We start from the raw sequence: 13,890 nt of genomic DNA on the forward strand, positions 1-13,890 counted from the left end.
TCTCACCTCTTAAAAAAGCGTTTTCATTTACACATATTCTTGAAAACAAAAGAAATCTCCTGCTCGCGTATCTACAGAAAGTTGCTTGTCTAAGCAGCGGAAGACATGTAAAATAAGAAAAAAACGTGTAGGAGGACTTTGGTTGTATGTCTAATAAGAAAATCCAAAAAACCATTGTGTTTTTAATGCTTCTTGTCATGTTAATATCTACGCTTTTAGCGGGACTTGCCATGTGGTTTTAATCGGGACTGATGACTAAAAACATAGCTGCACTGCTGTTTCTATGTGCAGTGCAAACATATAAAAAAGACTGGTGACTAGTCACCAGTCTTTTGCTGTATATTCACAATGCCTTTTTGAGCGGCTAACTCTTCAAAAGATTGATCTGTAGATACAATCCACACTTTTGTACCTAACGGGACTTGATCATATAAATGGCTTACTTCCCGATTTTCTACGCGAATGCAGCCATTCGATACATATTTACCGATGGAACCCGGCTGATTTGTACCATGAATGCCATAAATACGTCCGTCAGTCTCTCTTGCATCAAACCCAATCCATCTTACACCTAGAGGATTTTGAGGAGCGCCTCCTTCAATGTTACTTCTCCGATAATAAGGATTAACAGCTTTTACTGTTACCGTGAACTCCCCTTCGGGCGTCAGGTTAACTGTTTTCCCCGTTGCTACTTTAATAATTTGTTTAATTTCTTTATTTTGAATATAAGCAAGCTCATTGCTTTGTTTATTAATAATAATATAAGGATCATTTGGCAACGGATTTTCTCCTAATGGCCAAACCGGAGATAGTAGTAAAAGGATAAAAGCAAACACATGCACGTAATCCACCACCTTACGTTAGTCCTAAGTAAAAGACAAGAGAGATATCTCTTGTCTTTTTTAGTGTTCGTAAGCAAGATAAACAACATGCATGCTGTTTATCTTATTTTTAAGGTTTGTTTAATAACCAAATATTGTTCAATTTCTTTGACTACGTGCAGTAAATCCGCACGTGCTTCAAACTCTTCCCGCGTTTTAGGAAGCGGCATCTCTGCAAACGCTTCTCGTAAATGCTGAAGTTTGGCTAAAAATAATTTTGCTGTATTACCGGGGTGGATGGATAGACTTAATTCTTCAATGAAATCGGCAATCATGTAGCGCTGTTCTACCACCAAATCAATAGCGGTAATGAGAGGAAGCGTTCGCTCAATAATTTCAAGCTGTTTTTCACGAATTTTAAAATAACGGTAATAATAGTTTTCCCCACGCACAAAATGATTTTCTACATCACGAAACGCAAGGCTTTTTGCTTTTTCTAAAATTTTTACCGTATCTGCAATTTCCTTACCGTCCCAACTGCTGTCATTGGTTCTGAGATATAGGGCAATTTCTTTTAACATCGACCGGAAATTCTCTTCAATTTCTTGCTGATACGTGCGAAGCTCTTGATCTAAACTTGGCATGTATAAATTCACAAGCAGGGCAACACCTATCCCAATTACAATTAAGCCAAGTTCATTAAAGACGATTCCCCATGTCATATTGCCTTTGGAGTAAATATGAAGCAAAATAACGGAGCTTGTAACAATGCCTGCATTAACTTTGAATATAACCGTAACCGGGATAAACAAAAGCAGCATCAGTCCTATAACAAGTGGATGATAAGCAATCCCTTCAAAGAATATAAACGAAAACAGAATGGATAAAGAACAAGCAATAAAACGATCGCTTGCACTTCGCAACGATTTTTTCTTTGAATTTTGAATACACAAAATGGTGATAATTCCAGCTGATACAAAAAACTCGAGGTGAAAGAACTGAGCAATAATAATAGCCAGTGATGTACCGACCGCTGTTTTAATTGTCCGGTACCCAATTTTAAATTTCATTTTCTAGACTCCTACATGTTGGTTTCTTTTTAGTGTGATAAAATACTCTATTCTTTATTAACACGAATAGAAAAATAACACAACCTTAAATCTTGCTGTACCGTATAAATTTCAATAAAAAAAGTGCAGAAAAGATTGTACTCTTTCTGCACTTTTTTATTATAAAATCTTTTCTAAGAAATCTTTAGCACGCTTGCTTTTAGGCGCTGAGAAAAATTCAGCTGGAGGCGCATCTTCAACAAGCACACCGCCGTCTAAAAACAGCACACGATCCGCTACTTCTCGTGCAAATCCCATTTCATGCGTTACAATGACCATCGTCATTCCTGTTTCTGTTAGCGACTTCATTACATCTAGCACTTCTTTTACCATCTCTGGATCCAATGCTGAGGTTGGTTCGTCAAACAGCATCACTTTCGGTTCCATTGCCAGTGCTCTGGCAATAGCTACACGCTGCTTTTGACCGCCCGATAAGCGACTTGGAAACTCGTTGGCTTTTTGAGCAAGTCCCACTTTTTGGAGTAATTCTTTACCTTTAGAAACAGCCGTTTCTCTTGACACGCCTTTTACCGTCATCGGAGCATACGTCAAATTTTCAAGCACTGTCATATGTGGAAACAAGTGAAAATGCTGAAATACCATTCCTACGTTTTCACGCACACGCATAATGTTTGTTTTTTTATCCGTAATCACTTGACCGTTAATTGAAACTACTCCGCCCGTCGGTTCTTCAAGCAGGTTCATACAGCGTAAAAAAGTAGATTTACCAGAACCAGAAGGGCCAATAACAGCCACGACTTCTTTTTCTTTAATCGTAGTTGAAATACCTTTTAAAACTTCATTTTTACCAAATGATTTGTGTAAATTTTCAACGTTAATCACCTTTTCTCATTCTCCTCTCGACTGCTTTACCAAGGAGCGTTAAGCCCATTACCATTACATAATAAATCAACCCTGCAAAAATTAACGGTTCAAGGTAGGCGAATTTTTCTCCCCCTACAATGTAAGCACGGCGCATAATGTCGAGTGCTCCAATAACTGTAACGATAGCTGATTCCTTTGTTAATGTAATGAACTCATTCATTAAAGCAGGTAAAATATTTTTAAGTGCCTGTGGCAAAATAATTTGTCCCATCATGCGGCGATAAGGAATTCCTAACGCTAATGCCGCTTCACGCTGCCCTTTATCAACAGCTAAAATACCAGCGCGAATAATTTCAGATATATATGCTGCAGAGTTTAGCCCGAACGCAGCAACGGCTGCTGGAAACGGGGCAATATCAAACCCGAGCAGCTGAGGTAATCCAAAGTATATTAATAATAATTGCAGTACAAGCGGTGTTCCGCGAAACACGGACGTATATGCATCCGCAAACCATTGAAGAGGTTTATTGCGGCTGATTTTACATAAAGATAAAATAACTCCCAGCACAAACCCTAAAATTGCTGAAGCTAGGACTATCTGTATCGTTACCCCTATCCCTTTTAAAATATAAGGCATAGAAGGCACGATTTGCGAAAAATCCAAATTCATGCCTAGTTCCATTCCTCTCTAACTATCATTCTTATTTTTGGTCGTCAAACCACTTAACGATTAATTTATCTAATTCACCGTTTTCTTTCATTTTCTTTAATTCACGGTTAAAGTCATTCGTTAGCTTGCTGTCTTTAGGAAATGCGATTGCTGATCCTTTACTTGAATCTGGACGTCCTGTATCAGACATTTGCAAGCTTTTGTCTTTGTTCACATACCCTTTAGCTACTGTATCTTCAATAATCGCTGCATCAATACGATTTGATTTCATTTCTTGAATTAGTTCTGGAATACGGTCACGCGTTGTTACATTTACCCCGTCAACTTCTTTTGCAATTTCCTTTGCTTCGTCTGCTTGGATAGAAGAAGTTTGTACACCGACTGTTTTTCCTTTTAGTTCTTCTGCATTTTTAATTGGCGCATCTTTCTTCGATACAATCATGTTTTTTGCTTCATAATATACGTCTGAGAAGTCCACGTTCTTTTTACGCTTTTCAGTTGGCGTCATACCCGCTAAAACTAAATCGACTTTATTAGATTGTAAAGCTGGAATTAATCCGCCAAATTCCATATCCTTCACCTGTACGTCATAGCCTAACTTTTTACCGATTGTTTTTGCTAAATCTACGTCAAATCCGATTGCTTCACTATCACCTTTTGCCGTATCAATATATTCAAATGGTGGGTAATCTGCTGATGTTCCCATTACTAGTACTTTTTTATCTTTGTCGTCGCTGCTTGCTCCGCCATTAGACGTTCCTTCTCCTGCTCCGCATGCAGCTAAAACGCCTGCTGTTAAAAGACCAATTGCCGTTACCGATAACCACTTCTTCAATTTCATCTTCGTTCCCCCTAGTTTATTCCTTACATTATTTTTTAAAAATTAATAATATTATGAAATAAGTTTTTTGCTATTGCAAGTAAATGTCGAAATTTAAATATATATTCATATAAATGTATTTTAACACAACATTATAAATATGCAATATCTTTTTTAAATATAAGTTTCACTATTTGAAAATACCTTTTCTCAACATTTTCCACTCTCTAGAAAGCCTGCATACAGATAGGTAAAAAAACGCATAAAAAAAGAAGCCGTTCAAAACGGCTTCTCTCTTACACTTCTTCACAGTGCTGTTCGAATGCTTCTTGCAGCTTCATCACAACTGACATTGGCTCGTGGCCTTCAATTTCGTGACGCTCTACCATTGTGATAATTTTTCCGTCTTTTAATAAAGCGAAAGATGGAGACGAAGGCGGATAACCTTCAAAGTATTCGCGTGCACGTGCAGTTGCTTCTTTATCTTGCCCAGCAAATACTGTAACCAAGTTTGTTGGACGTTTATCATAATGTACAGCGTGCGCTGCAGCAGGTCTTGCAATACCTCCTGCACAACCGCAAACTGAATTCACCATTACAAGCGTTGTACCAGGCTTTTTAAACGTTTCATCTACCGCTTCAGCCGTCGTTAATTCTGTATAACCAGCAGCTGTAATTTCTTTGCGGGCTTGACGAACAACGTCGTTCATAAACAAGTTAAAATCGATATTCATTTTCATACCTCCCTTTTGCTATCTATTCTTTATCATAGCAAACGAAAACTAAAAAGGCGATTGCTTTGACTCATTTTTTCTTGGTAATCAAGATTAAACAAGAAAAGAAATGGTGATACTATTTTTACAGCTAGAAAACCATACTCCTAACTCCCTAGTGTAGAAGGATCCGCATAAAATGCAGGATCCCTTTTTATATTTCCTTCATCGCCTGCTGGTAGGTTTTAATCAAGTGTTCGAGAGCTTCAGCCATTGTGACATCTCCTGTCATCATTTGTTTTTCAACATCCCCTAACGTTTGCTTAACTAAAGGATGTTCATAAAATGATTCTTGTAAATATTCATTAACACTTGCTTGTAACCATGCCTTCATTTGCTTTTGCCTTACTGTATAAAACAGATCCTTTTTATTCATCCATTCCTTATAGTCACAAATTATCTTCCACAAGTCTTGAAACGATGCTTCTTCATAAGCAGAAGTTGTGATGACCTGTGGGTTCCATCCTCCAGAATGACCGTGAAGGAAACCGATGACGCTTTCATATTCTTTTGCAGTCACTTTTGCTTTTAGCCGGTTATCCCCGTCTGCTTTATTTACACAAATCAAATTAACCCATTCAAGCAGCCCTTTTTTAATTCCTTGCAAATCATCTCCTGCTCCGGTTAGAGCAAGCAGAACAAAGAAGTCTACCATCTCTTTTACAATCATTTCACCTTGTCCAACGCCCATCGTTTCGACAAATATGATGTTATACCCAGCCGCTTCACAAAGAAAAATGGCTTCTCTCGTTTTAAGATGAACACCTCCAAGCGTTCCTTGAGAAGGTGAAGGACGGACAAAAGCGTTCTCTTGTTTGGCAAGAAGCTCCATTCTCGTTTTATCTCCTAAAATACTTCCTCCAGACAAGGTACTGCTTGGATCGACTGCCAAAACTGCAACGGAATGGCCATTTTTGCAGAGGTACGACCCAAATTTGTCAATCAGCGTACTTTTTCCTGCTCCGGGTACGCCTGTAAAACCAATGCGCACTGAATGCCCTGTATGAGGATAGATTTCTTTAATCAGCTGTTGTGCTATTACTTTATGCTTCGGCGCTTTACTTTCAATTAAAGTAATGGCTTGAGCTAACGCTGTTCTTTTCCCTTCAAGCAGCCCTTGTTTATAATCTTGTACCGTTTTTAATTTCACCAATTGTCTTCACCAACTATTCTTCTAACCGTTTCTTTATTTCATGTAAGACGGAAACGGCCGCTTTTGGGATTACTGTTCCAGGTCCAAAGATTGCAGAAGCGCCGTGTTCTAAAAGAAATGAGTAGTCTTGCTTAGGAATAACGCCTCCGACAATAACAACGATATCGTCGCGCTCTAATTTCTTTAACTCCTCAACAAGCTGCGGCAGCAACGTTTTATGCCCGGCTGCCAAAGAGCTTATGCCAATCACATGTACGTCGTTTTCTACAGCTTGCCTTGCTGTCTCTTCAGGCGTTTGAAATAAAGGACCAATATCCACATCAAATCCAAGGTCAGCAAAGGCTGTTGAAATAACTTTCGATCCTCTGTCATGACCGTCTTGCCCCATTTTCGCGACTAAAATTCTTGGGCGTCTTCCTTCTTCCTCTAAAAATTCAGCCGTGAGCTTTCGAACTTCTTCGATTTGATCTCGATGCACAAACTCCGCACTGTATACCCCGCTGACTGACTTAGAAGTAGCCTGATGTCTTCCAGCCACTTTCTCAATAGCTTCTGAAATTTCACCTAGTGTAGCTCGAGCTCGAGCAGCTTCAACCGCAAAAGCAAGGAGATTCCCTTCACCTGTTTTGGCACAAGTAGTCAGTCGATTAAGCGCTTCGATTACCGCTTGTTCGTTACGTTCACTGCGTATTTTCTTTAACTTTTCCAGCTGTTTCATTCGAACTGCTGTGTTATCAATATCCAGAATATCAAGCGGTTCTTCTTGCTCTGGCTGGAACTGGTTAACACCTACAATAATTTCTGCCTCTGAGTCTATTCTTGCTTGTCTACGGGCAGCAGCTTCTTCTATCTTCATTTTAGGTACGCCTGCTTCTATTGCTTTTGTCATTCCGCCTAGCTTCTCTATTTCTTCAAGGTGCTTCCACGCTTTTATCATTAATTCATTCGTTAATGATTCCACATAATAAGAGCCTCCCCAAGGATCAATAACGGAACAAATCTCCGTTTCGCTTTGTAAATAAAGCTGCGTATTTCGAGCAATTCTAGCTGAAAAATCAGTCGGAAGAGCAATCGCTTCATCCAGTGCGTTTGTATGAAGCGACTGCGTATGTCCTGACACTGCAGCCAGAGCTTCGACGCATGTTCTAATAACATTATTAAATGGATCCTGCTCCGTTAAGCTCCATCCGGACGTTTGAGAATGCGTTCTAAGAGCGAGTGATTTAGGATTATCCGGCTCAAACTGCTTCATTAGTTTTGCCCACAGCAGCCTCCCTGCTCTCATTTTCGCTACTTCCATAAAGTAGTTCATTCCAATTGCCCAGAAAAAGGATAGTCTCGGAGCAAATGCGTCAATTGTAATTCCCGCTTCCAAGCCGGTGCGTACATATTCAAGTCCGTCTGCAAGCGTATAAGCAAGCTCTAAGTCTGCTGGAGCACCTGCTTCTTGCATATGATAGCCTGATATACTAATACTGTTAAATTTCGGCATGTACTCTGCCGTATATTTAAAGATATCCGCGATAATTCGCATTGACATCTCGGGCGGATAAATATACGTATTGCGCACCATATATTCTTTTAAAATATCGTTTTGAATCGTTCCAGCCAGCTTTTCTTTTTTTACGCCTTGTTCTTCAGCTGTTACGATGTAGAAAGCTAAAATAGGAAGCACCGCCCCGTTCATCGTCATCGACACGGACATTTGATCAAGCGGAATCCCTTCAAACAGCTGCTTCATATCAATCATTGAATCAATTGCCACGCCTGCTTTCCCTACATCTCCAACAACTCTTGGATGATCAGAGTCATAGCCGCGGTGGGTAGCGAGGTCAAAAGCAACGGACAGCCCTTTCTGTCCAGCAGCTAGGTTTCGGCGGTAAAAGGCATTGCTTTCCTCCGCCGTTGAGTATCCTGCATACTGTCTAATAGTCCAAGGCCGATTCACATACATCGTTGCATACGGTCCTCTCACAAACGGTGGGACACCAGGTGCAAAGTGAATAAAGTCGAGGTTATCTCTGTCTTTTTTTGTATATACTGATTTTAATTCAATTTGTTCATTTGTTTGAAAAGCAGTGAAGGAACTTTGAGTCACGTCATCTTCCCTTTGCTGCTTTGAAAATGATAATGGAATATTAGAAAAAGAAGGCTTTTTATACATGAACTTCTACCTCCAAAGCACATAATAACTTCTTAACGCACTGAATAACATTCGTCTTAGGATGTATGACGCTCATTATACCTTTTTGCTGCCACTGCGTTTTGCGTGATACATGTTCTTCTCCCACTACGTACACATAAACCGAATCTTCCTCAAAATAAGTCATCACTTTTGTTAAGAGCTTTTCCACGAGTTCATCACTTCCACAGATCACATATGCTTCATGCTTTTGTTCATTCATCCAATCTGCTATTTCCACATAAGAATCTATGTTTTTAATTGTTTCACACGCAAAGCCTGCGCTTTCAAATAAAGACCGGGCAATCTCAGCTTTTTTACGGCTGCTAGGATCGGTGAGCTCCATAATGCCAATGCTCATTCCCTTTGTATAAACCCGTATTTTTTCAAACTTCTCTGCTGCTCTCCACTTAGTGAGCGGCACAACACTGTCAGGCTGTGTCTGCTTCGCCATTTGTTTTAGCATCCACCCTGCTGTTACCCCTTTAGATGCTAGCTTTGTATAGTCCTCTAGCGAAAGATTTGATGAAAATTCCGAAGCGTTCTGATCACTGTATTTATCCATTTTTATTTCTTCTTTTTTAAACGGCGTGTTTTTTATCTCTTGAGATGCATCCTGTTGCTTAGGAGCATAGTGTGTGACTCCGATCAAGCGCTCAATTCGGCACTCTATATCCTCTTGTCTTTTTACTCTCATTTGTTCAACTTCATCTTGAATTCGCCCTTGTTTTAAAGCTTCTTCCATTCCGCCGAGGTCTTCAATGTTGCCAAATAACTCCCAAGCTTTTGTCATTAATTCATGTGTGTAAGCTTCAACGTACCAAGAGCCTCCGGCAGGATCCATTACTTTTGATATATGTGTTTCGTGCTGTAAAATTAAATGAGTGTTACGGGCAAGGCGATGAGCAAACTGAGAGGATGGGGATGTGACGGAATCATATGGTTCAATATGCAGACTATCCGCTCCTCCTACAATAGAAGCAAATGCTTGAACCGTGCTTCTTAATGCATTTGTATACATGTCTTCTTTAGACTGTGTAAGATGTGACGTTTCCGTATGGATAAACGGCACTGAAACGGCTGTGTCATCAAAAGCACGAACCACATTTGCCCAAAGCATGCGAAAAGCACGAAGTTTTGATATTTCCATAAATAAATGTGAGCTAACTGAAAAAGAAAAGGTCATGTGAGGTAAAACTTGATGTAAGGACAAACCGCGTTTTATGCACTCATCAATATACTGCACCCCTGTAGCAAGCATATAAGCTAGTTCTTGAACAGCGTTTGCACCGCTGTTATGGTAAGGAATACTTGATACAATGATCGTTTTGAGCTCTGGAACATTACTGTGAGCCAAACGCGTCGTGTAAGCTAAATGATCGTATAAATCTCGAGTAGAAAGTGGAACTCTTCCATATTCAGAAAGGGTGCCGAGCGGATCCATTCCAAGCGTACCTGTTAGCTGTCTCATATCAAAGTTATGATCAGCACAGTATGCTTTTAGAAACGAAAGAAGTGGAACAGATGTACATCCCGTATTTAAAAATAAAGGCACAGCTTCAAGAGCTACATGCTGAAACAAATGAGCAACATCCTCTAAAGTGGAAATTGTAGCGCCTGAGGCTACTTCAGCTTCAGTTGCTTCATCAACGTCTTTTCCTTGCCTCATTGCTTCACTGCACGTAAAAGCGGCCGTATTTTGTCCATTTCTCAAACTGTGTAAAAGAAGTTTATTGCTTTCTTTAATAGAAGGTAAGTTGATTTTTTGGGTAATTTCCCATTCCCCTAATATGTATGATTCTTTACCGGCTCCTCTTAAACAATCTATTTCCGCCGGACTCTGCTGCAAGTAGTCTAAATGTGCCGTATCACTTTCGAAATAAAGCGGTTTCAAAAAGATGTTTTCTAACGTTTCTTTTGAGTTAAGCGTGGTATTTTTGCTAACTTCCTGCTCCCAATCTTCTTTAGGTGTACGTGTAAATTCATGAAATGATAATGTATTTGTTTTCATTTCCATGCCCCTTTACAGTTAATAGCTGCCTGCTAAACCGAGATGATTACACTTTGAAGTTTGATGATTCTTCTTTTATTTTAATACATCTTTTACAAATTGTTCAATCATTGCTTCAAAATAAAAAGAGGCCGGGATATAATTACCCTACATTTACCATCACGATAAAAAATCCGAACGAGTGGGATTCTCTATCAAGAATCTCAATTCATCGTTCGGATCTTCCTTCAGCTAAAATAGTTTTGCGCCAGCCTCTTTTTTAATAGACGGACGTATTCTCTTTAGAAGTAGATTCTAAAATCTCTTTAACTCTTGCCAAGAATCTGCCGCACACCAAGCCGTCTAACACGCGGTGATCAAGTGATAAACATAAGTTAACCATATCTCGAACGGCAATCATGTTATCAATAATAACTGGACGTTTTACAATAGATTCTACTTGTAAAATAGCCGCTTGCGGGTAATTAATAATCCCCATTGATTGCACGGAACCAAATGAGCCTGTGTTGTTAACAGTAAACGTTCCGCCCTGCATGTCTTCAGACTTCAATGAACCAGTACGAACTTTTTGCGCGAGTTCGGTAATTTCACGCGCAATGCCTTTGATTGTCTTTTCATCGGCTTGTTTAATAACCGGCACAAATAAAGCATCGTCTGTTGCAACAGCAATGGATACATTAATATCTTTTTTCTGGACAATACGGTCCCCTGCCCACATTGAATTCATTTGAGGGAATTCTTTTAAAGCCTGAGCCACTGCTTTTACGAAGAACGCAAAATACGTTAAGTTAAAACCTTCTTTTTGCTTAAACTCCGCCTTTAATGAATCACGATAAGAAACTAAATTCGTTACATCAACTTCAACCATTGTCCATGCATGCGGAATTTCATGCTTGCTGCGAAGCATATTTGCTGCAATAGCTTTGCGCACGCCTGTAACAGGTATTTCTTGATCTCCTGCAGCAGACACAACCGGCGCCGCGGGCTGCTGCGTTTTTGGAGCAGCAGCTGCTACAGGTGCTGCTGGCTGAACTGTTGATGCAGGTGTTTCTTTCACTTCAGCAGCTCCGCCTTTTTCGATAACAGCTAAAATATCTTTTCTCGTAATGCGGCCGCCTGCTCCTGTTCCTGTCACGGTATCTAAATTAATATTATGCTCTTGTGACAGACGCATAACAGCTGGAGAGTATCGGCTTTTATTGGATTGACTGTCAGCTGTTTTTGGCGCTGATTCTTCTACAGTCTTATCAGACGTTTTCTGTTCTTTTTGAGGTACAGTTCCTTCTACTTCAATTAAACAAATCACTTCTCCTACAGGCAAAGTATCATCTTCACCTGCAATTAACTCTTTAATTGTTCCGCTAAAAGAAGAAGGCACTTCAGCATTTACTTTATCCGTCATGACTTCAGCTAACGGGTCGTACTTATTTACGTGATCTCCAACAGAAACGAGCCATTTGCTAATTGTACCCTCTGTTACACTTTCACCGAGCTGCGGCATCGTAATTTTTTCAATAGCCAATTGATACAACTCCTTTTAAAATTGAGCTAATTCTCTCATTGCTTTTTCTACTTTATCTGGATTCACCATAAAATATTTTTCCATTGTTGGTGCATACGGCATAGCTGGAACATCGGGGCCAGCAAGGCGCTGAATTGGCGCATCTAAATCAAATAAGCAGTGTTCAGCAATAATAGCTGCTACTTCGCTCATAATGCTGCCTTCTTTGTTGTCTTCCGTTAAAAGCAGAACCTTACCTGTTTTAGATGCTGCTTCTATAATAGCTTCTTTATCAAGTGGATAGACCGTTCTTAAATCTAAGATGTGTGCTGAAATACCGTCTGCTTCCAGCTTTTCAGCAGCTTGAAGAGCAAAGTGTACACAAAGACCATATGTAATAACCGTGATGTCGTCTCCTTCTCTCTTTACATCTGCTTTGCCAATCGGAAGTACATAATCATCTTCAGGGACTTCTCCTTTAATCAAACGGTACGCACGCTTATGCTCAAAGAAAAGAACTGGATCATCATCACGAATAGCTGCTTTTAATAATCCTTTTACGTCATAAGGCGTAGAAGGCATCACAATCTTTAACCCTGGCGTATTGGCAAACAGTGCTTCAACAGATTGAGAATGATAAAGAGCACCGTGAACTCCGCCGCCGTAAGGAGCTCGAATTGTAATTGGACAACTCCAATCATTATTAGAACGATAGCGAATTTTCGCTGCTTCTGACACGATTTGATTGACTGCAGGCATAATAAAATCAGCAAATTGCATTTCAGCAATCGGACGCATGCCGTACATTGCCGCTCCGATTCCTACGCCTGCAATAGCAGACTCTGCAAGAGGTGTGTCAATAACTCTTTCTTCCCCGAACTGTTCGTACAGTCCGTTGGTTGCTTTAAATACGCCGCCTTTTTTCCCTACGTCTTCTCCTAATACAAACACGCGGGAATCTCTTTCCATTTCTTCACGAATGGCCATTGTTACTGCATCAATATATGAAATAACCGGCATATGTTCTCCTCCTTACTCACCGTACACGTATTTTAAAGCCGATTCCGCTTCTGCATAAGGAGCGTTTTCAGCATAATCTGTTGCATCATTAACGATGTTCATAATATCATCGAGCATTTGTTTTTCTCGTTCATCGGTTAACACGTTAACCTCTTTTAAATAAGTCGCAAAGTACGCAAGGGGATCACTCTTTTTAGCTTCAGACAATTCTTCTGCTCCGCGATATGCACGATCATCGTCATCACTTGAATGGGCAGTCAAACGCTCCGAAACAGTTTCAATAAGAGTAGGCCCTTCTCCTCTGGATGCACGATCTCTTGCTTCTTTTACCACTCGGTATACTTCAAGGACATCGTTTCCATCAATTGTGTAGCCTGGCATACCATATCCAATCGCACGATCAGATACTTTTGCGCATCCTAGCTGCTTTTCAACCGGAACAGAAATCGCATACTTGTTATTTTCACACATAAAGATAACAGGAAGCTTATGAACACCTGCAAAGTTCGCGCCTTCGTGGAAATCTCCTTGGTTAGAAGATCCTTCTCCAAACGTGACAAACGTTACTAAGTCTTTTTTCTCCAATCGTCCTGCTAAAGCGATTCCTACTGCATGAGGCACCTGTGTTGTAACTGGAGAAGATCCTGTTACAATTCGCTTTTCCTTATGGCCAAAGTGACCTGGCATTTGACGGCCTCCTGAGTTTGGATCTTCTGCTTTAGCGAACCCAGAAAGCATTAAATCGCGCGCGGTCATTCCAAATGCCAGCACAACACCCAGATCGCGGTAATAAGGTAATATGTAATCATTCTCTCTGTTTAAGGCAAAAGCTGCGCCAACTTGGGCGGCTTCTTGACCTTGACATGAAATAACAAAAGGCACCTTCCCTGCACGGTTTAATAGCCACATACGCTCATCAATTTTTCGTGCAAGCAGCATAGTGCGGTACATTTCAAGTACTTGTTCATCAGTTAATCCTAATGATTCATGACGGTTTTTTGTCAT

The 13,890-nt window shown here is 40.2% G+C and carries 13 protein-coding genes; 1 reads left to right on the plus strand and 12 read right to left on the minus strand.

Going from position 1 to position 13,890, the window contains the following annotated elements; translation table 11 throughout:
* Positions 1-146 precede the first annotated feature (146 nt).
* Positions 147-242: a stressosome-associated protein Prli42 gene (gene prli42, locus MMB68_RS03395; RefSeq protein ID WP_149917156.1), complete on the plus strand. Its 96-nt coding sequence runs from the start codon at positions 147-149 to the stop codon at positions 240-242.
* Positions 243-317: 75 nt separating this feature from the next.
* On the opposite strand, the gene MMB68_RS03400 is transcribed toward prli42, so the two are convergent.
* The 12 genes from MMB68_RS03400 to MMB68_RS03455 form a co-directional block, all read right to left on the minus strand.
* On the minus strand, positions 318-842 hold the full coding sequence (locus MMB68_RS03400; RefSeq protein WP_028410676.1) for a L,D-transpeptidase: 525 nt from the start codon (positions 840-842) through the stop codon (positions 318-320).
* A gap of 98 nt (positions 843-940) precedes the next feature.
* A complete protein-coding gene (locus MMB68_RS03405; protein WP_057243197.1) occupies positions 941-1,891 on the minus strand; it encodes an aromatic acid exporter family protein in 951 nt (316 codons plus the stop codon).
* A 159-nt stretch (positions 1,892-2,050) separates the two neighbouring features.
* A complete protein-coding gene (locus MMB68_RS03410; RefSeq protein WP_221784552.1) occupies positions 2,051-2,773 on the minus strand; it encodes an amino acid ABC transporter ATP-binding protein in 723 nt (240 codons plus the stop codon).
* Positions 2,766-3,425: an amino acid ABC transporter permease gene (locus MMB68_RS03415; protein ID WP_013059114.1), complete on the minus strand. Its 660-nt coding sequence runs from the start codon at positions 3,423-3,425 to the stop codon at positions 2,766-2,768. Before MMB68_RS03415 ends, MMB68_RS03410 begins: the two co-directional genes overlap by 8 nt.
* 31 nt (positions 3,426-3,456) lie before the next feature.
* On the minus strand, positions 3,457-4,260 hold the full coding sequence (locus MMB68_RS03420; protein WP_026106695.1) for a transporter substrate-binding domain-containing protein: 804 nt from the start codon (positions 4,258-4,260) through the stop codon (positions 3,457-3,459).
* A gap of 281 nt (positions 4,261-4,541) precedes the next feature.
* Positions 4,542-4,979, minus strand: coding sequence for a BrxA/BrxB family bacilliredoxin (locus tag MMB68_RS03425; RefSeq protein WP_013059116.1), 438 nt, complete (start codon positions 4,977-4,979; stop codon positions 4,542-4,544).
* Positions 4,980-5,172: 193 nt separating this feature from the next.
* The gene (gene meaB / locus MMB68_RS03430; protein WP_277548367.1) at positions 5,173-6,168 is read right to left on the minus strand and encodes a methylmalonyl Co-A mutase-associated GTPase MeaB; all 996 of its coding nucleotides are present in this window, start codon (positions 6,166-6,168) and stop codon (positions 5,173-5,175) included.
* Between the two features lie 16 nt (positions 6,169-6,184).
* Entirely contained in the window at positions 6,185-8,335 is a 2,151-nt protein-coding gene (scpA, locus tag MMB68_RS03435) for a methylmalonyl-CoA mutase (RefSeq protein WP_277548213.1), read from the minus strand.
* A complete protein-coding gene (locus MMB68_RS03440; RefSeq protein ID WP_277548216.1) occupies positions 8,328-10,364 on the minus strand; it encodes an acyl-CoA mutase large subunit family protein in 2,037 nt (678 codons plus the stop codon). Before MMB68_RS03440 ends, scpA begins: the two co-directional genes overlap by 8 nt.
* Positions 10,365-10,623: 259 nt before the next feature.
* Positions 10,624-11,886 (minus strand): dihydrolipoamide acetyltransferase family protein, encoded by a 1,263-nt coding sequence (locus MMB68_RS03445; protein WP_277548218.1) that lies wholly within the window; start codon positions 11,884-11,886, stop codon positions 10,624-10,626.
* A gap of 15 nt (positions 11,887-11,901) precedes the next feature.
* Positions 11,902-12,885, minus strand: a complete 984-nt coding sequence (locus MMB68_RS03450; RefSeq protein WP_013084975.1) for an alpha-ketoacid dehydrogenase subunit beta — start codon at positions 12,883-12,885, stop codon at positions 11,902-11,904.
* A gap of 12 nt (positions 12,886-12,897) precedes the next feature.
* Positions 12,898-13,890, minus strand: a complete 993-nt coding sequence (locus MMB68_RS03455) for a thiamine pyrophosphate-dependent dehydrogenase E1 component subunit alpha (protein WP_013084976.1) — start codon at positions 13,888-13,890, stop codon at positions 12,898-12,900.

The sequence above is a fragment of the Priestia sp. Y58 genome (assembly GCF_029522095.1).
Taxonomy (GTDB): Bacteria; Bacillota; Bacilli; order Bacillales; family Bacillaceae_H; genus Priestia; species Priestia megaterium_E.